Source organism: Clostridium sp. 1001271st1 H5 (assembly GCF_005845215.1).
GTDB lineage: Bacteria > Bacillota > Clostridia > Lachnospirales > Lachnospiraceae > Enterocloster.
The window spans coordinates 1-20,142 of record NZ_SPHO01000010.1 but is presented as its reverse complement, the minus strand read 5'-3'; the positions used below and the strand labels follow the sequence as shown (position 1 = coordinate 20,142).

Sequence of the window (20,142 nt, the reverse complement as noted above, 5' to 3'; positions counted from 1 at the left end):
CGTCGTGACAGGCAGCATCATCAGACATGTTTCAGAAATAAAGCAGTAAGAAAAACGGCGCAGGAACAGGCACAGGTTCCTGCGCCGCATCTGACAGAACAGCCGATGTTATGGCCCGCCGAGAGGAGATAAAAATGAAATCATCCCAAACATTAAAAGAAAGGAAGGAAATGATGACAGCGCTGGCGCTGATTGCCCCCACCATCATTGTCATGGTCATTTTCCTTTACATACCGTTTGTCAATGCATTGCAGACCAGCTTCTATAAATACAACGGACTTGGAGCCCTGGAACATTTTGTGGGTTTTAAAAATTATGCCAAGGTTCTGGCGGACCCCAAGTTCGTGCGCTCCCTGTGGAATACATTTTACCTTATTCTGGTCAGCTTCCTGGCCATTCCCATTGGGTTCGTGTTTGCCTATGTACTGTATGTGGGCGTGCCGGGCAAGAAAATTTTCAATGCGGGTTTGTTCATACCCTACCTGATATCCATGGTGGTGGTGGGCTGCATATGGAGAATTATCTATGACCCCACCATCGGGCCAGTGGACCAGTTCCTTAAGATGGCGGGACTGGGGAAGTATGCAAAGGCATGGCTCAGCCGTCCGGAGACAGCCCTCTGGGCCATTGCAATTACCTGGATATGGCGTTCACAGCCCTTTAATATGCTGATTATGTACGCCAATATCACCAAGATGCCGGAGGATTTCCTGGAGGCAGCCCAGATTGACGGCGCCAATTTCTGGCAGAAGCTGTTTTACATCATCATTCCTTACTTAAAGCCTACCTTTGCAGTGCTGGCCATGCTGACCGTGACCAACGGACTCAGGCTCTTTGACCTGATATGGGTCATGACCCAGGGCGGGCCGGGAGGCGCTTCCGACGTGATGACATCCTACATTTACACAAAGGCATTTACCAACCGGGACTTCGGCGCAGGCACGGCCGCATCCGTCATACTGATGCTTATCATGGTGGCGATTATGGCAGTTAAAACCATTGTCCAGAAGAAAAGGGCAGGGAGGGCTTCATGATGAATAAGAAAAATGTATGTAAATGGTTTTTGTTTCTCTTTATGCTGCTGGCATTTTTTATATCCGTGTATCCCCTTTTGTGGGTGGTCATCCAGTCCCTGAAAACAGAGACAGAGTTTTTGGAAAGCATCTGGACCCTGCCGGCCAGGCTTAATTTCCAGAACTACGCAACGGCCTGGAACGATGCAGGCATGTCCAGGTATTTCATGAACAGCGTGGTGGTTACCCTGGTTACCACTGCCGTAAACCTGGTGTTCGTTACCTGCGCCGGATATGCTTTTGCAAAGCTTGCATTTCCGGGTAAGACCTTCTTTTATTATATGATTATCTTCAACCTGCTGATACCCACGGCCATCATCCTGCTGCCCATGTTTACCATGGTGAACCGGATGCATCTGGTCAATACCCTTCCGGCCCTGGTATTTCCGTATTTCCAGGGATTTGCCCCTATGGGTCTGATTATCTGCCGGAACTATTTTGAGGATTTGCCCGATGAGCTGATGGAGGCGGGAAAGCTGGACGGATGCAGCAACATGCAGGTATTCAGGAAAATCATGCTGCCCCTGGCAAAGCCCATCCTGGCCACCATGGCCATCCTGTCAGCCATGCAGGTGTGGAATGAGTATTTGTGGGCCCTGACCTCCATCACGGACGAGAGCAAATACACCCTTTCCGTGGGCGTGGCCCTGTTTAATAAAAAGACGGAGACCGTAGGCTATACGCCTGTGTTTGCGGCCCTGTCCATCAGCGCCCTTGTGATTGTGGTGGTGTATCTGTGCATGCAGAAAAATTTCGTAAAGTCCATTGCTGCCGGGGCAGTGAAGGGATAGGAGGAAGGGTATGGATTTGATTCATGATTTTAAGGACCCGGGAAGGGAATACAGTGTGCTGGCCTTCTGGTTCTTAAACGGAGAACTGGAAAAGGAGCGTCTGGCCTGGCAGATTGACCAGATGGTGGAGAAGGGCGTATACGGCGGTTTCATGCATCCCAGGGCCTACCTTAAAACGCCTTACCTGGAGAAGCCATGGTGGGATGCCATTGGCGCCTGCGTGGAGGAGGCCAGAAAACAGGGATTTACCCCCTGGCTCTACGACGAGTATGCATGGCCCAGCGGCACCGCGGGCAGCACCTTTGAATACGGGTTCCAGAAGCCCTCCAGAATTCTGTCCCGTGGAAGGGACAATATGGCAAAGGGGCTTTATGCGGTGAAGAGAAAGGCGGATGAAAAGCCCGGGACCGGGCCGTACCATATCGTTCGAAAGGGCGGTTTTGTCTATGAGTTTTACGAAAAGGTATTTGAAAAGGCAGTGGACTATCTGAATCCTGAAACCATTGCCTCCTTCATAAAACTGACCCATGAGGAGTACAGAAAGCGGTGGGGAGAGGATTTCGGAAAACTGATACCAGGCATTTTTTTTGACGAAATCTATATGATGGGAAATCCTCTGCCCTGGACAGACCGTCTGCCGGGATGTTTCCGGGACACATACGGCTATGACATCCTTGAGGAGCTTCCCTCTCTTGTGGACGGGAGTGATGACAGGGATAAGCAGGTCCGCAGGGACTATTATTCCCTCATAACCGCCATGTACGAGGAGGCTTTTTTTAAACAGATATCGGATTGGTGCCGCAGGTACGGCCTGCAGCTTACAGGCCACACAGAGGAGTTTTTGTGGGAGCATCCCAGAAGACAGGGGGATTATTTTAAGACCATGCGCCACCTTATGGTGCCCGGCTCGGACTGCCATGATTACCGGTACCGGTATCCCAGACGGATTACATACTGCGAGCCGAAATATTCCGTGTCCGTGGCCAGGCTCTACGGAAAGGAAAGAGCCATGTCGGAAGCCCTGGGAGGCGCAGGATGGAACTGCAGCATGGAGGAGTTCAAACAAGGAATCAACACCCTGGCAGCCATGGGAACCAGCATGTTTATCCTCCATGGGTTCTATTATGAATGCGGACACCAGGGTTCCCAGAGCGACTGGCCCACCAGCTTTTTCTACCAGAATCCGTACTGGGACTATTTTAAGATATTTGCCGACTATATAAGGCGTCTGTCCTATATGAACAGCCAGGGAAGGCCTGCGGTGGATTACGCCATTCTTTACCCTATAGGCACCATGGATGAAAATATGGAGAACGGAGAGGAAAATGCAGTTGGAAGGGCTGTCAGCGACGGATTCCATCAGGCCCTTAATATCATGATTGAGCACCAGCTGGATACGGACATGGTGGACGAGGAATCCATCATAAACTCCCATATCCATGAGGGAAGGCTGTGCATGGGGCAGCAGCGATTTCAGGTACTGCTTCTTCCGGAAGGGGGAAGCCTGATGGATGAAACCGCGGAAAAGCTGAAAGCATGGACAAAGGCCGGAGGCAGCCTGCTGTTTTACCGGACCGGGCCGGAGGACAGGGAAAATGCAAATGAAAGGGCGGACGCAGTGTTAAATGGAACGGTCTGCAGCATCAGCCGCCTTCCTGAGGCAGCAGCCAGCCTGGCACCGCCATCCGCATCCGTGATTTACGGAAACCGCGGCAGCCTTTTTTTGAATCACAGAAAGGCAGGGGATTTTGACTATTATCTGGTGGTCAACAGCAGCGGCGAGAAGCACAGTCCGGTGCTGTTCTTCCGCCACGCTTCGGCGCCCGTGCTTTTGGATATTGAAAAAGGAGCTATGGCGCAGGCCAGGTATAAACAGGTGAATGACGGTATCCGTCTCTATATGGATTTGGAGCCGGGAGAAGCTGTCTATGTACTATTTGGCCTGGACCGACATACAATCAGCCAGGCCAGACCGGCCCTTCCCGAGGGGACCCGGCGGGAGGAAGAGTGGATTACAGGAAAATGGGATTTTCTTCCTCTTTCCGCGTCCTGCCGGAGCCGGGAAAAGGGGATATCAGATACAGACAGCACGGAGCTGGAAATCCCCATTGCGGGATTCACCTCTGATTTGTCCTCTGAGACAGAGACTATCCGAATCTGCAATTGTTCCGGGGAGGAAGGGACGTGCGGCCGCCATCTGAGCCTGTGGAGCGGACGGTGGATTACACGCAGGCGCAGCTGGAACGACCAGCTTGACGCAACCGACCTGTATTTCAGAAAGACGGTTTTCCTGGAAGACATGCCTGAAAGAGCGGAGTTCTGCGTGGCTGCAGTGGATTCCTTTGAATGCTATATTAACGGCGCAATGGTATACAGGGGAGCCAGCGGTGGAGAGCCTGTGGTATTTGCGGATAGGGGCATGCTGGCGCAGGGAGAAAATACTCTGGCCATTCATGTGACAAACCATAAACCGCTTCAGGATGTATATGTCTGTTCTGCGGAGGAGCTGCCTGCAGACCGGTTTATTTCCCTTCTTATGGAGGGGACCATTGTCTGCAAAACCAGCGAAATAACGGTGAAAAGCGACAGCACCTGGATAGTAACCGACAGCCTGTGGGAAGGATGGGAACAGCCGGATTCGGACAGGCGGTTTACGGCAGCTGATTTTGATGTACAGAAGGTAAAAAACTTTAATTATCCGGGACTGGAGCATGTGTGGCTGAAAGCATGGGAACGGGGAAGACCGCCCATGAAACCGTGGGGGGACCTGCCGCTGTTCGGCCGGACCATGGCCTATCCGAGAAAGCTCTATTATACAATCACAATACCTGCCGGAACAACGGTTATTTATGAACCGGCTGCAGCCGGGACCACGGTCTGCCTGCTGGACGGCAAGGAAATGGAGTGGGAAAATGGGGCGTACAGACTTCCTGACAATGAACGCATTCATATACTCACCATTCAGATAACAGCAGGCAGCTGCGGGGACGGCCTGAAACAGCCGGTCCGCGTATCCGTGAAGGCGGTCAGGACCAATCTTCAGGACTGGCGTATGCTGGGACTTCCGTGGTTTTCAGGAAGGGGCAGGTATACAAACACATGGGTTGCGGACAAAAAGAAAGGCACCTGTGTGCTGGAGCTTGGCCAAGTCAATCACTGTGCGGAAATATGGGTTAACGGCAGGCTGGCGGACACAAGGCTGTGGCATCCCTACAGGGCGGACATCACGGACCTGCTCCGCCAGGGGGAAAATGAGATTACCATAGTGGTATCCAACCTGGCGTCCAATGAACGGCGCCACATGCTGGTGGACCAGGGAATGGCCCTGGGATGGAACCGCTATTGGAACGAGGACAATATGGACCGGGACAGCCGGAACTATGTATCAGGCCTCCTGGGCCCGGTAAGGCTTCTTCACATGGTTGCTCCGGAACCATAATATCCACCAGAACGCCACCACCATGGCCCAGCCCGTGCCGGTAGCGGCCGCCACGGCAGGAAGCCCGTATCCGGGGGCCAGTATATAGGACAGGACAACCCGCAGGGTGATGTGGCCCGTGGCTCCTATGACCGGTATGAGTATTCTGCCGCGGCCCTCGAAGTATCCGACCAGGGCATTGCCCATGAAGCAGAAGGTGTAGAACAGCGATATGACTCTCAGGTAAAGGATGCACTGGGGAAGGGCACCGGGTCCTGTGCCTTTCAGCACAAAGGCAGCGGCGGGACGGGCCAGGCAGAATAAGAGCAGGGAGGAGAGGACTCCCAGGGATGTCAGCAGGATGGTACCTGCGGCAAATCCCTGGCGGGCCCTCTTTTTATGTGTGTCCCCGCTGTTCTGGGCCAGAAACACACAGAGGGCGGCGCTGCCGCTGTCGCCAAAGGAGTTGGCAAAGCCCTCCAGCCGTCCGGCCGCCGTATAAGCGGCGATAACACTGGTTCCAAGGGAGTTTACCGCGCCCTGGACCAGCAGTTTACCGATGTACAGGTTGGACTGGTGCAGGGCGGTGACAAAGCAGTACCTGCAGGTGCATTTCAGCAGGGACAGGTCCGCTACCATGTCCTTCCGGGTAAATATAAGCTCTGGCGCCTTACACCGCATGTAGACCAGGCAGAGGACAGCGGAGAACAGCTGGGAGATTAGGGTGGCCCAGGCAGCCCCCGCAATACCCAGTCCCAGGCCGGCCACCAGCACCAAATCCAGCGCCAGGTTGGAACAGATGGCCGCTGCCAGGAAAATAAGGGCAGCAGCCGTATCGCCCGCAGCCCGCAGGACAGCGCTGCAGAAATTGTACAGGTAGGAAGCCCCAAGCCCCAGGAAGATAATGGTCAGGTAAGTACGGGCAGGCCCGGCCACCTGGTCCGGCGTCTGAATCAGGCGCAGCAGGGGAGATAAGGCCGCCAGGCCGCCCAGGCTCAGGAACACAGTGAAAATACTGCCCGCTGCCAGGGATACAAAATATTCACGCCTGAAATTCTTCCAGTCCCTGCACCCATAAAAACCAGCCAGCAGGATGGAGATTCCGGTACAGAAACCATTGATGACAAAAATAAACAGGTTCATGACAGTCCCAGCCACTCCGATGGCAGCAAAGGCAGCGCCGCCTGCGTACCGGCCCACCACCATGGCGTCTATGGTATTGTAGAACTGCTGAAGGATGTTGCCTATTATCATGGGAAAGGCCAGGGAAATCAGCTGTGCGGGAATGGGTCCGGAGGTCAGGTTTTTCATGGATGTCATTATCCTTTCCAGATATAATTGGATGTAACAGTTCAGGCAGATGGAAAATGACTGTCCGGACTGTTACATGTTCATAGGTAACTATAGCTGGAAAATTAATGATTGTAAAATGCTTATATTTGCCTTAATATATAAATAAATAGTTATATTATGAGGTGCACAATGACGGAGCTGGAGATAGAGGCATTTTTGGCAATTGTAAAAAGCGGCAGTATTTCAGCGGCAGCCCAGGAACTGTATGTGACACAGCCGGCTCTCAGCAGGCGGATTGGCGCCCTGGAGCAGGAGCTGGGTTACTGCCTCATGAACCGGAAAAAAGGAGTCAGGAACATAGAGCTGACACGGGAAGGCAGGGCATTTATAGCCCTGGCTGAAAAATGGAGGGAGATGTGGAACGAGACAAGGCAGATTGGCGTTCTTGGAAGCAGGCAGAGCCTGTACATCGGCTCTGTGGGAAGTATAAGCACATACCTGCTCCCGGAGGTCCTGGCCGGGTTCATGGAACAGAACCCGGACTGTCCGCTGGTATTCCACCAGTATCATTCCTGGGAAAGCTATGAACATGTGGAGAAGGAGGAGGTGGACCTTGCCCTTATATCGGACCACATGTTCTCCCAGTCCGTGGACACTATTCCTTTATTCTCCGGGAAAATGGTGCTGCTGGCCACGGATTGGGCGGACCGAGCCGTCCATCCGTCTGAGCTGGATTCCCAAAGGGAAATACGCCTTCCCTGGAACCCGGAATATGATAGGTGGCACGATTACTGGTTTGGGCCCGGCGCCAGAGCCAGGGTGCTGCTGGACCAGATGTCCCTTATGGAATATTTCCTGCGGGAAAGGGGCACCTGGGTTATCCTGCCGGACTATATAGCCAGGTCCCTTTCCCTGGGACCGGGGTGGAAGATACACGAAATGGAGGAAGGCCCTCCGGATACGGTCATATATTATTTGATGAAGAAAAACAGCAGGGGGAAGTACGTATCCCAGTTCCTTGATATTATGAGGCGGGTGCTGAGGGAAAGGGACGGGGTAAAACTGCTGCCGGATGAGGGAAATTTGAATAGGGAACATATACAGGGAAGTGAAAGGGAGGTACGCAATGATGCGTTTTGAGAAAGCGGGCAGGGAACAGATGGAGGAACTGGTTAAGACCAGAATCCAGGTCCTCAGGGCGGCAAACCAGCTGTCGGCTGCTGCGGATATGGGACAGACAGAACAGGAATCGCGGTCCTACTACGAAAAAAGCCTGAGGGATGGCAGCCATGTGGCCTATCTGGTATATGAGGGGGACCGGATTATCGGGACAGGTGGAATCAGTTTTTACCAGGTCATGCCCACATACCATAATCCAACCGGGATGAAGGCATATATCATGAACATGTATACAGACCCGGAGTACAGGAGAAAAGGCATTGCCATGAAGACATTGGATTTGCTGGTGCAGGAGGCCAGGGAACGGGGCATTCATTTTATTGCACTGGAGGCCACCAGCATGGGGCGGCCTCTGTATGAGCGGTATGGGTTTTGCAGGATGGAGGACGAGATGTATCTGCCGGAGTGACCCGCAGGAAGCCGGAACCATCTGCCGGAGTGACCTGCGGGTAGCCGGAACCATCTGCCGGTACAGCTGTTTTTTTACCGGCTCTATACCACAGGTATATAGACAGCAGGCAGAATCCGTGCTAGAATCAAGACATGAAATAAAACATGAAACAAGACAGGAAATGAGAAAGGGAGGAAATGACATGTTCCGTTTATACGCACAGAAAAGCCATAAGCACCATGCACAGAAATACGCTCACAAACAGCGTTTTGTTTGGATGCCCTTATGGTATGCGCTTATTCAGGAACAATAGGTTCAGATGATTCATCTTCCGAATTCCTTTAGCCGCTTATCCGTATTGGGTAGGCGGTTTTTTAGTATCTAAAAAAAGGAAAATGGCGGCTGTGGCAGAAATGGTAATGCACCGGATTGTGGTTCCGGGCCATGCGGGTTCAAATCCCGTCAGCCACCCTTCGCAAAGAAAGGGAGGAAGAAGATGAACTATCCAATTATAAACCCCGCGGCAACAGGAGAACGGATTAATGCATTGAGAAAGGCAAAGGGACTGAGCGTACCGTACCTCAGGGACTATTTCGGGTTTTCCACCACCAACGCTATCTACAAGTGGCTGAGAGGTGACGCACTGCCCAGCCTTGACAATATGTTTGCACTGAGTCTGCTTTTGGGGGTGTCGGTCAACGACATCCTGGTGGCTGAGTGGGGCGGTGAAAGTCCGGCGTGTTAAAAGGAAGTGTCTGTAGCTCAGCTGGAAGAGCAACCGGCCTTTAACCGGTAGGTCCTGGGTTCGAACCCCAGCAGGCGCATGATGGGATTTTGTGCTGAGTGTGCCCCTGGCTCTGGTGCTTCCGGCCTTCTTGGGAGTCACAGGAACCCTGTATTCGGGCCCTGCTGCAGATGGGGTGTCCCTTGGAACAGACATGCTGTTCATGACAGCTGTATTCAGCAAGCTGAACCGCCTGGAGGACAGGGAAGCGGCCCTGCCAGGCGCGGCGGCAGGGAAACTGGCGGTGTAAATGGATAAAAAAGACTGGTAAGAGTGAGTGCTTTCGCAACGCTTTACCAGTCTTTTTATGTTTAATAATATCAAAAATACTTAATCATCTTCTTTTTTGTTTTTGTGCATCAGAATACAGATAAAGATAGTGCTGAAGATAACTGCGGGGAATTGTATAAATGTTGGCGGATTAAAAAGTACGATAGTAACACTCATTAAAAGCGCGAAAAGGAATGCTTTGAAATTCATAGTAGCAACCATACTGATTAACGACCCCATGATGGCCGGGGTTACATAATTGAAAGATTGCACTACGAAGTCCGGTAGGATATTTAGTAGGGGTTCCCCTACAATTGCTGTAACAGTGGTGCAGATAATGCCAACAAAAACTGAACCGCCCATTGCAATAGTACCAATTATCTCTGCCTTTTGAGAACCCTGCTGGGTGTTTAGTGCTTCTTGGGCAGTAAGCATTACAGGCAGCCGGACACCAGACATGTTTCCAGACAGGTAGCCAAGATAGATACCAGAGAGTCCGGTCGTAGGAAAAAAGGCAATCATATCAGTAAAATAAGAAATGCCAAACATGGAAAGTATAATTAAATAACCGGCAATCAGGTTTTTTACAGGAGGAAAGATGCCATACTTTAAGTAAATAAATAATGGGGGACCCAGGCAGAATAAAACTGCAAGCGAGGCGGTGAGCCGACCTGTTCGGATAATGTTTTTTGTGTAAAGATTTTCAAAGGAGTTGTCTGTATGATTCATTCTCTATACCTCCTGCATCTCAAGAACCAAAGATAAACTGTGCGGTAAACATGGAGATTACCATGGATATACCAACTGCATATTCCTTTAGTTTGGTATTCTTTTTCCCCAATTGGTTAAGTCCAAGCATTACAATAGAAGACATGATAACGGTGAAAGCGCTTCCTATACTATTTTTTGCCTGTCCAACACCAAGCATTGTAATGACTCCAATGAGAGCGCCTGAACCTATGATGGTAAGCAGCATGGAATCTTTTCCTGCCAATTTCTTTTTTACCCCTTCCATTTTGTGCAGCACAAGAATAACTGCAATCATGAAGTTGCACCCATGAAGTGTCATCATCCAAACAGAGGTAGCAAATACCGCGGGGGTGTAATTATCAGCGCCAATGGTCGTGTGAAATAAATCAGCGCCGATGGTTGCCATCATCATCTCCTGCTGTGCGTTTCCGACAATAGAAAGACGTAACCATGGGATTGGGGTTCCTAATATGGCCATCATTCCTAACAGAACAGTTACGACTCCAAGTGATGGTCCAATGGCGCAGACACACCCGATTCGAAAGCTTCTTTTGCATTCATCCAGGGTCAGTCCAACCGCAGAGGACGCTTTGACTGAATATCGGATGAAAAAAGAAGCCTGAATCAATACCATAATAACGGGAGGTAGACATACAAACCAAAGCTGGGGGTCACGTGCAATCTGTAAATAATCCATAAAAAGCCACTTCCTTTCTTATTTATTTTAAATACCAACCATCTATTAATAGTGTAAAGGTTTCCGCAAGAGGAATGTCAAGATGGGGCATTGTATAAAAAAGACATACTGATTTTGTGAAATATGACTGAAATCTAAAATAATATATCAGAGTGTAAGGACAAAGTAATCTGAGCTGGATTTGATTAATGGTATGGTACGGTAAGTTTATAATGGACATACGGATGGAGGGGGGAAGGATTAGCAGCCATAAAAACATTCCCCTTGGGGTAACGCAAAACTAAATGGAAGATGCACAAATTTTATAATAATTATGTGTAAAATATACAAAATGCGAATGAAATATATTAAAAAAATCAAGTGATTTTCTACAATGAGCCTATATTGACCTTTACCTACGTGAATGGTCCATAATGAGAGTAACAGGAGGATGTATCAAATATATCCATACCTAAAAAGGTCTCAGAGGAATGTTTGGGATAAGCATTGATAACAAAATTATGAAGGAGGTATCGCAATTGGAGAGTCATAGTGTTCATCCATATATGCCAAACAGTGTAGAGGATGTCCGGAAAGAGATGTTAGAGGCAATTGGTGAAGAGAGCATTGAGGCTGTATATCATGGAATCATACCAAATGAGCTGAGATTTCAGGGAAAGCTGAAACTTCCTTATCCAATCAGGTCGGAAAAGGAGCTCAAACAGCATGTATCAAGTTTGTTAAATCGAAACAGCTCTTGTGAGGATTACATTAATTTTTTGGGAGCCGGCTGTTATCAGCGCTATGTTCCTGCTATATGTGATGAGATTGCAGGCCGTGCAGAATTTTTGACGGCATATTGTGGTGATACATATTCTGACCATGGTAAGATGCAGGCTATTTTTGAGTATGCCAGTATGATGGCAGAATTACTGGATACAGATGTTGTAAGCTATACCTTGTATGATGCCGGGCAGGCAGTGAGTTCAGCTATGAGAATGGCCTTGAGAATTAAGAAAAAAAGATATAGAATTTTAATTCCTTCAACCATGAATCCAGAGCTATACAGTCAAGCAAAGGCCTACTGTTGGGGATTTGGCGAACTCATTAAAGTTGATGCGAAAAATGGATTGATGGATATGGATGATTACAGAAGTAAAATTACGGATGAAACAGCAGCCGTATTTATTGAGAATCCAACGTTCCTTGGTAGCTTTGAAGTTAATGCACAGGAGATTATCCGCATTGCACATGAGCATGAAGCTCTGGCTGTTGTAATGCCGTCTCTTACTGCTCTTGGACTTGTAGAGGCGCCCGCAAATTATGGGGCGGATATTACCTGTGGGGATATCCAGGAACTTGGAATACATATGAATTACGGCGGTGGATGCGGTGGATTTATTGCTTCCAGCATGGAAGATGAAATTGTAGGACAGTACCCTACTTATTTATATGGAATTGCCAAGACCGCAGATGAGGGGCGCTACGGATGGGGAAGAGCTTTGAATTATCGTTGCAGCCATGAATCCAGAGAGAATGCAAATGAATATTTTGGGACGGAGGCCGGGCTTTGGGCCATTATGGCGGGGGTATATCTGGCTGTCATGGGGCCACAGGGAATGAGAGATACCGCCCGGCTAATCATCAGCCGGGCAGCCTATGCAGAACAGCAATTGAAAAAAATATCACAATTGGATGTCAATCCATGGGGAAACCAGTATTTCCAGGAATTTATTATAGATTTCAATAGAACAGGAATGAGTGTGGCAGAGATTAACCGTCGATTGAGGAATGAAGGGATTTTTGGTGGTAAGGACCTTTCGGATTGGTTCCCGGAATATGGACAATGCGCCCTGTATTGCTTTGGTGAAATGACAGATGCGGCAGATATAGATAAACTTTGTCATGCGCTGAATGTTATATTGGAATAACGCTGAGTTATGTTTAAGTAAGAATTAGATGTAATATGGAAGAAATCGGTTTGAACCAGATTGCGACAAGGCTATATAGGAACAATTCCGCAGGGGACTTGATGGATTGTGTGTTATAGCAGAAAGGTATGGTTATAGAAATGAAAAGATTCAGGGAATTCCATGAAGCGCGTTGGAGTGAGCCTATTATTTTTGAATTAGGCCGCAGAGGAGAGAGGGGCATTTTGGTAGAACAGCCTGAGGACCGGGTTGCCAAGATGGCAGGAGAACCAACAACACATATACCGGCCGAATATTTGAGAAGAAAGGCGCCTGCATTGCCGGAAATAGCCCAGCCTCAGGTTTTAAGACATTTCTTACGGCTGTCCCAGGAGACAATCGGAGCAGATTTGAATATTGATATAGGACTTGGTACATGCACGATGAAATATAATCCAAAGATTCATGAGAAGTTTGCCAATAGTCCTAAAATTACGGAGCTTCATCCATATCAGGATGAGGATACGGTCCAAGGAATATTGGAAATCATATATCATACGCAGGAATATTTAAAAGAAATATCCGGTATGGACTATGTGGGATTGAACGCCGGAGGCGGAAGCCAGGCTATATTTTCCAATGTCTCTATCATCAGGGCGTATCATGAGTCCAGAGGTGAAGGAAATCAAAGAAATGAAATTATCACAACCATTCTTTCCCATCCTGGAAATGCAGGGGCGGCAGCGACGCTTGGCTATAAAGTGATAACGCTTTATCCTGATGTGACGGGCTGTCCTGATTTGGAAGCCCTGAGGTCCTGTGTCAGTGAACATACGGCTGGTTTGCTTATTACCAATCCAGAGGACACAGGTATATACAATGAACGAATAAAGGAGTATGTTGATATTGTTCATGATGCGGGCGGTTTGTGTGTGTATGACCAGGCAAATCTGAATGGCTTGTTCGGCCTGACACGTGCAAAGGATGCTGGATTTGATATGTGTCATTTCAACCTACATAAATCATTTTCATCTCCGCATGGCTGCCAGGGGCCAGCAGCGGGTGCCCAATGTGTGAGGGCTGATTTGGCCAGATTTCTTCCGGTACCCATTGTTTTATTTGATGGTAAAAGATATTACTTACAATATGACAGAAAGGATAGTATAGGTAAGATACGAAAGTACCAGGGAGTTCCATCAGTTGTGTTAAGAGCCTATGCATATATCAGAAGTATGGGGGCAGATGGACTCAAACAGGTTGCTGAACTGTCCATCCTCAATAATAATTATTTACTCAAACGATTGGAAGAAGTGAAAGGACTATCGTTACCGTGGGCAGAAGGGAAGAGGCGTTTGGAACAAGCCAGGCTTAGCTGGAAGGAACTTACACATGATACCGGAGTCACGACAGACGATATTGACCGGCGTGTTGTGGACTACGGTTTTAACAGTTATTTTTCAAGTCATCATCCGAGAATCATCCCGGAACCAATTACACCAGAAGCCTGCGAGACGTTTTCAAAACAGGATATTGATGATTATGCTGATGCACTAAAGACAATTGCGCAGGAAGCATATACAAATCCTGAGGCAGTGAAGACAGCTCCACATAATGCAGCATTGAAATCCCGGATTTCAGAAGATATGTTAATAAAACCGGAATTATTTGCATGTACCTGGAGAGCATTTCAAAAATACGTTAAGGAAATAGAGATTTAATGAAAAGGATAGGTGTTATTATTAATCCAATTGCTGGTGTAGGCGGGCAGGCTGGTTATAAGGGAAGCGACGATGCTGAAATGAGACGAAGGGCTATGGACGCAGGTTATAAAAAAAACGCTGCATTACGGGCTGCTGAGTGTCTGCAGGTACTGAAAAATCTGAATGGTTATCATGTGATTGCTCCGGTGGGAGAAATGGGCGGGGATATGCTTTCGTCTCTGGGGATAGAATATGAGGGGCTGGAGTGCTGCCAAAGAGTGACCACATGTGAGGATACCAAGCGTTGTGCCGGTATATATAAGAAACTGGGTGTTGACCTTGTTGTTTTTTGCGGTGGAGATGGAACCGCACGGGATATCTGTGAGGTACTCTCGAATCAGATTCCAGTGTTGGGGGTTCCTGCGGGAGTTAAGATGTATTCTGCCTGTTTTTCCATTAATCCTTATCTGGCAGGAGAAATATTAAGGGATTATATATTAGGTCATCCATTCTCCTGCGAAATGCGCGAGGTGATGGATATAGATGAAAAACAGTTGGGGATTTATTGTATCAGTCCGCATCTGTATGGATACCTTCTGGTTTTGAATGCCAGAGCTCGTTTGCAGATGGCCAAGTCTGTTTCAACAGCGAGTCCGGATGAGACGGATGCAATGGCTTCGTATTTTGCCTCAGAGATGGGGAATAATATCCTCTATATTGTTGGACCAGGTAGTACAACTTATAAAATCAAGCAAAAATGCTGTGGAACAGGTAGCCTTTTAGGTGTGGATGCTATTATAAATGGTAAAATGGTGGCCAAGGATACAAATGAAAATACACTTTTTTCACTTGTAGAAAAAATGGAGCAGGCTGTAATTATAGTTACCTGCATAGGCGGAGCTGGTTTTGTATTCGGCAGGGGAAACCAGCAGATAAGTCCCAGAATCATTCGCAAGGTTACGAAAGGTAATATATGGCTTGCAGTAACAAAGGAAAAGTTAGCAGAACTCATGGGAAGGCCAATGTTGGTTGATACAGGGGAACCGGCAACAGATAGGTACCTTAGCGGATACTATATTGTGAAATTTAACAGTCATGAGGCAGCCACATATAAAATTGATGCCATATAAAAACTGAAGTCGTATCTATATAATTTTAAATGAGGCTTACAATGAGAAACGAAGAAGAGAAATATACAATCGGGCAGATAGCAGAAATTTGCGGTATCTCAAAAAAAGTTTTACGTTATTATGACAGGAATGGTATCTTGGTGCCTGCCTATAGAGGGGAATCTTCCAATTACAGATATTATATTGAAAGTCAGATTGCAGAAATCCTTCTCTTAAAGGAACTTCGTGAACTGAAATTTCCAGTAAAAGTAATTTGGAAATTGTTTTCAGACAGAAACCTCAAAGGACTTGAAGAAGAATTGGAGAGGTGGATGGGAGAACTGCGGGTTGAACAGGATGAATTACAGAAGAGATATGATAAAACACTGGAATTTTTTCTTAGGGTGGTCCGGGGAGGTATTTCTATTAAGAAGGAGAAGGGTACGAATTCTGTCATTGAATCTGACTCAATTCAAATCATACGATTTCACAAAAGACATGTGGTATACACCCGTTATCGGAGCTTCCTGAATGCAAAAAAGCTTTTCATATCCCGCAGAGCAGAGTTATTGAGAATAGCAACAGAAAATAAATATGAAGTTATCGGGGCCAATATGGCAGTATTTCATTCGGGATACCTTAAGCAGTTTAACGATACAGAGGAGGATAATTATGGAGATTTAGAGGTGTTCATTGAAGTGAAGGAAGGGAACGAAAGTGAGTATTGTAGGGAGATAGGAGATTTCGATGCGGTATCCGGTGTATTTGTAGGTCCATATCAGGAGATGAAAGGATTTTATGAGAGATTGGAAAGCTATGCAAAACGCCACAGAATTGAATTAGAGGGAATTTCTGTGGAAGAGTATTTGGTTGGGGCAACAATGACCAATACATCGAATGATTTTGTAACGAGAATCTATCTCCCGTTTAAGGGACAATTCTACAAAGGGGAATAAAAGAAAAGGAGGATGAATTGATGGCTGATTTAAGTACAATTATTAATGACCCTTTCCTGTGGATTGCAGGAATACCACCAATCGTTGTAATCATTGCAATGGCTGGGATGTTTACAAGACAGGCATTTCGGGTCGCACCGTTAGTAAAGGTTAGTAAGAAACAGTGCCATGACAGCATTAGAATTGGAATCGTCAGTGCTGTTGGACCGTCGTTCTCAATTGTTACCGTTATGCTGGCATTAATGGCGACTTTAGGTACTGCAACTACATGGTCCAGGATGTCAATGGTAGGGAATGCGCCCCAAAAAGTAATGATGGCAGAGGTGGGGGCCAATCTCTTTAATGTAGCCTTTGGCGGAGAGGCATATGGGCCAGACGCTTTTGCTACATCTATATGGCTGATGACATTACATGGCTGTAATTTTATGCTGGCTGTCTTTCTGTTGTTACATCGTATGGATAAGGTTAATACTAGACTGGGGAGCAAAAATGAGGCTCTGATGCCTGTAATCGGCGCAGGGGCATTGGCTGGCATTATTGCAATTCTAGGACTCAATGCATCATATGGGAATACCAGTAAAATCTTTTCCTACGTGTTTGCTTTTGTCTTGGCATTGGGCATTGGACAGATTGCAAAAAAGATTAAAGGACTGGCTGAATATAAGGTCGGATTGGCTATGTTGATTTCTATGTTAGTGACCCAGTATCTATTTCGGGTTATCATAAAGTAGCAGGAGGATTTTTATGGAACAAGAGTACAATGAGCAATTCTCAAAAAAGATAATAAAATACGGCAGGTTGTTTTCATTGTTTGGAATTTTAGGTGCTTTGATACTTCCTATTTATCTATATTTACGCTATGGCGCAGCTCCGTCACCCGGACAATTATTGGCAGGCTACATAACCGTTCTCTCCATGTTTGGGGTTGCATATGTATCGGATATGATTGCATTCTATCCCACTACCGGTGCTGTGGGAATATATATGGGATATATGGCAGGAAATATGTCGGCTGTAAGATTACCCTGTATGTTAGCTGCACAGGAAGCTTCTGGGTTGAAACATGGAACCAGAGAGGGAGAAATTGTTGGAACAATCGCAATGAGTGCTTCTGTTTTTGTCAGCTTGGCATGTACAACACTGACAGCCCTTATTGGCGCTCGTATTCTTGAGATTCTGCCAAGTTTCGTTTTGCAATCATTTGATTATGTTACCCCTGCTATTATGGGAGCCATGGGCTGTGTGGTTGCACAACAGGATAAAAAGGCATTTGCCATTGCATTGGTAATCAGTGTTATTGTTCTTTTTATCAAGCCTCCTTCATTTCTGCTATTTCCACTCGTTATATTAGGTTCTATTTTAGCTTGCGTTTATTTATATAAAAAGAAGACATTACCGAAGGAAGAAAATTAAATATTATTGGGCGCGGTATATGGGCGTTAGGGATATATGAAATGTAAAATTATTAGGGAAGGGAACAATTATGGATGATTTAAAAATGAAGGTGTGTCAGTATATAGATGGCCACAAGGATGAGTTGGTTGAATTTTTACAGGAAATGGTCAGGTTTGACAGCGTATATCTCAAGGAGGAAGGAATTCAAAATTATCTGGCTGATTGTTTCAAGCGTGCGGGTTGGAAGGTGGATTTATGGAAACCTAATCTTGATGAGGTATCCGGGCATGAGGCCTACTCCGGCAAACGTGAGAATTTTGAGACAAGTCCCTTGCTGGTAGGTACAATTAATGGGAGCGGAGGTGGAAAATCACTAATATTGAATGGTCATATTGATGTGGTACCTGAGGGAGATAATTGGAACTATAAGCCCTACGAAGGAATCATAGAAGACGGAAGAATTATTGGCAGAGGTGCCAATGATATGAAGGGCGGTCTTGCTGCGGGTATTATGGCATTAAAATTTTTGAGTGAAATGGGGATAAAATTAAAAGGTGATGTCATGATTGAGAGTGTCATAGACGAAGAGGTGGGGAGTGCGGGTTCTCTGGCAGTAGCGTTGCGGGGATACAAGGCAGATGGCGCCATCATACCTGAACCTTCTAAGTACGCGGTGGTACCAGCCTGTCAGGGTTCTACTTTTTTCCGGATTAGCGTTCCAGGGAAGACTGCTCATGGAGCTTATCATTATCTTGGGATAAATGCTATTAAAAAGGCCCAATTCCTGATGGATAAACTGGATGAATTGGAAGAGAAGAGGCAAAAAGAATTCTTTAATGACCTTTTTTCCTGTTATCCCATTCAGTGTCCTATTGCAGTGGGGAAACTGAATTCTGGTGCATGGCCCTCCATGTCTCCTGATTTAGCTGTGTTTGAAGGAAGATATGGGGTTACATATAAGGAAACAGTGGCAGAGGCAAAGGCGTACTTTATGGATTTTATGGAGAGAGCATGGCAGGAGGATGAATGGCTTAAGGAAAATCCGCCCAAGGTAGAGTGGCTGGAGTTCTGGAATTCAGGTATAACGGATATTGAGCATGAAATTGTTAAAACCGCTGTCCGGATACATGAGGAATTTGAAGGAAAAAAACCTGAGGTCAAAGGATATGCTGCTCCAGTGGACCTTGCTATTTTGACCAGGTATGCAGATACACCTACAATTGTTTACGGTCCGGGGAATGACTCGCTTCATCAATCGGATGAGTATATAGAGATTGATGATATTGTAAAATATGCAAAGCATTTTTCGGCTATTGTGATGGATTGGTGCGGTGTTGAAGAATAAGGATTATTTGGAGTTCCGTATCTTTATATCATAACTGAATATAAAACCAGCTGAAATATAGTTTGGCTGCAGCATAACGCGGAATCCCAAAAGGATGCCGTGTTTCTGCTTTTCATTGTCCATATAATATAGTACAATCATTCCAATAGCAAAGAGACATGAAATCGGAGGAATGTTTGGATGGAAATGGACAAAAGTCAGCAGGAATACCGGTACAAAGGAGGGGACGGAACAGAAGAAATTAACAGTGCAAGAAAACGCATGGAGGAAGGCCGCCTGTATTTTCCGGGGGATGAGGGGATTATGAAGGAACAGACAGACTGCCTGGAGCTTCTCTATGAGTACAATGCAACCAGGCCAAAGGAAGGCGCCAGGCGTGCCGGACTGCTGGGACAGATGTTTGCCTCGGTTGGGCGGGATTGTTATATAGAGCCGCCTCTTCACAGCAACTGGGGAGGCAGGCATGTGCATTTGGGGGACCATGTTTATGCCAACTTTAATCTGACTCTGGTGGATGACGGCGAGATTTATATTGGCTCCCACTGTATGATTGGACCGAATGTGACCATTGCCACGGCGGGCCATCCCGTGGAGCCTGGGCTTCGCAGGGAGGGAATCCAGTTCAATATGCCTGTGCATATCGGTGAGAATGTGTGGATTGGAGCCGGCGCCGTGGTGGTGCCGGGTGTTTCCATTGGGGACAATTCCGTTATTGGCGCAGGGAGCGTGGTTACCAGGGATATACCTGCCAATGTGGTGGCAGTGGGAAATCCCTGCCGTGTGCTAAGGGAGATTGGGGAACGGGACAGGATGTATTATTATAGGGACCGGGAGATTGATATTTGATAAAACACCCTGCATCGGGAAGAACGTTCCGCGCCCAAAAGGAGGTACGCATCTGAGCTGTTTATGAGCCGGAGGTCTGCAGCAGAAAGCCGGAGTGCTGCAGCAGAAAGCCGGGTTGCTGCCGGAGATGAGTGTATGAAAATTTTTCTGTAAATAGGTATTAGCCAAAGGTCTTCTATGATAAAATAAAAAATCATAGGAGGCCTTTTATTATGGCAAGAGAAAAGAAACCGGTACACCAGGTACAAATGACAGA

Annotated in this window: 18 protein-coding genes and 2 tRNA genes; 17 read left to right on the top strand and 3 right to left on the bottom strand. The window is 47.1% G+C overall.

What is annotated here, in order from left to right; translation table 11 throughout:
- The first annotated feature begins 134 nt into the window (after positions 1-134).
- From FGS84_RS15935 to FGS84_RS15925, 3 genes are read left to right on the top strand one after another with little or no spacing between them, the layout of a single operon-like run.
- Positions 135-1,034, top strand: a complete 900-nt coding sequence (locus FGS84_RS15935) for a sugar ABC transporter permease (protein WP_138309527.1) — start codon at positions 135-137, stop codon at positions 1,032-1,034.
- A complete protein-coding gene (locus tag FGS84_RS15930) occupies positions 1,031-1,864 on the top strand; it encodes a carbohydrate ABC transporter permease (RefSeq protein ID WP_138309526.1) in 834 nt (277 codons plus the stop codon). The genes FGS84_RS15935 and FGS84_RS15930 overlap by 4 nt, the downstream gene beginning before the upstream one ends.
- A gap of 10 nt (positions 1,865-1,874) precedes the next feature.
- Positions 1,875-5,303 (top strand): glycosyl hydrolase, encoded by a 3,429-nt coding sequence (locus FGS84_RS15925; RefSeq protein ID WP_138309525.1) that lies wholly within the window; start codon positions 1,875-1,877, stop codon positions 5,301-5,303.
- On the opposite strand, the gene FGS84_RS15920 is transcribed toward FGS84_RS15925, so the two are convergent.
- Positions 5,250-6,593, bottom strand: coding sequence for an MATE family efflux transporter (locus FGS84_RS15920; RefSeq protein ID WP_138309524.1), 1,344 nt, complete (start codon positions 6,591-6,593; stop codon positions 5,250-5,252). The genes FGS84_RS15925 and FGS84_RS15920 overlap by 54 nt on opposite strands.
- A gap of 171 nt (positions 6,594-6,764) precedes the next feature.
- Between FGS84_RS15920 and FGS84_RS15915 the strand changes: the two genes are divergently transcribed.
- From FGS84_RS15915 to FGS84_RS15890, 6 genes are all read left to right on the top strand, one after another.
- Positions 6,765-7,715, top strand: coding sequence for a LysR family transcriptional regulator (locus tag FGS84_RS15915; RefSeq protein ID WP_138309523.1), 951 nt, complete (start codon positions 6,765-6,767; stop codon positions 7,713-7,715).
- Positions 7,702-8,163, top strand: coding sequence for a GNAT family N-acetyltransferase (locus FGS84_RS15910; protein WP_330640754.1), 462 nt, complete (start codon positions 7,702-7,704; stop codon positions 8,161-8,163). The genes FGS84_RS15915 and FGS84_RS15910 overlap by 14 nt, the downstream gene beginning before the upstream one ends.
- 380 nt (positions 8,164-8,543) lie before the next feature.
- Positions 8,544-8,616: transfer RNA gene (locus FGS84_RS15905), tRNA-His, on the top strand.
- A 25-nt stretch (positions 8,617-8,641) separates the two neighbouring features.
- A complete protein-coding gene (locus FGS84_RS15900) occupies positions 8,642-8,890 on the top strand; it encodes a helix-turn-helix transcriptional regulator (protein WP_138309522.1) in 249 nt (82 codons plus the stop codon).
- Positions 8,891-8,896: 6 nt separating this feature from the next.
- Positions 8,897-8,969: transfer RNA gene (locus tag FGS84_RS15895), tRNA-Lys, on the top strand.
- A gap of 12 nt (positions 8,970-8,981) precedes the next feature.
- Positions 8,982-9,179 carry a hypothetical protein gene (locus FGS84_RS15890; protein WP_279232816.1) on the top strand — a complete coding sequence of 66 codons (198 nt, stop codon included), beginning with the start codon at positions 8,982-8,984 and terminating at the stop codon, positions 9,177-9,179.
- An 80-nt stretch (positions 9,180-9,259) separates the two neighbouring features.
- Here the strand turns inward: FGS84_RS15890 and FGS84_RS15885 are convergent, their stop codons facing one another.
- Together FGS84_RS15885 and FGS84_RS15880 are read right to left on the bottom strand one after the other, a co-directional pair.
- Positions 9,260-9,928: a hypothetical protein gene (locus tag FGS84_RS15885; protein ID WP_138309521.1), complete on the bottom strand. Its 669-nt coding sequence runs from the start codon at positions 9,926-9,928 to the stop codon at positions 9,260-9,262.
- 19 nt (positions 9,929-9,947) lie between these two features.
- Entirely contained in the window at positions 9,948-10,646 is a 699-nt protein-coding gene (locus FGS84_RS15880; RefSeq protein ID WP_138309520.1) for a DUF5058 family protein, read from the bottom strand.
- A 518-nt stretch (positions 10,647-11,164) separates the two neighbouring features.
- Between FGS84_RS15880 and gcvPA the strand changes: the two genes are divergently transcribed.
- From gcvPA to FGS84_RS15840, 8 genes are all read left to right on the top strand, one after another.
- A complete protein-coding gene (gene gcvPA / locus FGS84_RS15875; protein ID WP_243129994.1) occupies positions 11,165-12,556 on the top strand; it encodes an aminomethyl-transferring glycine dehydrogenase subunit GcvPA in 1,392 nt (463 codons plus the stop codon).
- Between the two features lie 128 nt (positions 12,557-12,684).
- On the top strand, positions 12,685-14,253 hold the full coding sequence (gene gcvPB / locus FGS84_RS15870) for an aminomethyl-transferring glycine dehydrogenase subunit GcvPB (protein ID WP_243129993.1): 1,569 nt from the start codon (positions 12,685-12,687) through the stop codon (positions 14,251-14,253).
- Positions 14,253-15,365, top strand: a complete 1,113-nt coding sequence (locus FGS84_RS15865) for an ATP-NAD kinase family protein (protein WP_138309519.1) — start codon at positions 14,253-14,255, stop codon at positions 15,363-15,365. The genes gcvPB and FGS84_RS15865 overlap by 1 nt, the downstream gene beginning before the upstream one ends.
- A 41-nt stretch (positions 15,366-15,406) precedes the next feature.
- On the top strand, positions 15,407-16,300 hold the full coding sequence (locus FGS84_RS15860) for a MerR family transcriptional regulator (RefSeq protein ID WP_171042649.1): 894 nt from the start codon (positions 15,407-15,409) through the stop codon (positions 16,298-16,300).
- 20 nt (positions 16,301-16,320) lie between these two features.
- The gene (locus FGS84_RS15855) at positions 16,321-17,031 is read left to right on the top strand and encodes a DUF5058 family protein (protein WP_138309517.1); all 711 of its coding nucleotides are present in this window, start codon (positions 16,321-16,323) and stop codon (positions 17,029-17,031) included.
- A gap of 13 nt (positions 17,032-17,044) precedes the next feature.
- Complete coding sequence (locus FGS84_RS15850) at positions 17,045-17,713, top strand: hypothetical protein (protein ID WP_138309516.1); 669 nt, start codon at positions 17,045-17,047, stop codon at positions 17,711-17,713.
- Positions 17,714-17,783: 70 nt separating this feature from the next.
- A complete protein-coding gene (locus FGS84_RS15845; RefSeq protein ID WP_138309515.1) occupies positions 17,784-19,040 on the top strand; it encodes a peptidase in 1,257 nt (418 codons plus the stop codon).
- Between the two features lie 261 nt (positions 19,041-19,301).
- Positions 19,302-19,886, top strand: a complete 585-nt coding sequence (locus tag FGS84_RS15840) for a sugar O-acetyltransferase (protein WP_347563849.1) — start codon at positions 19,302-19,304, stop codon at positions 19,884-19,886.
- The last annotated feature ends 256 nt before the right edge of the window (positions 19,887-20,142 follow it).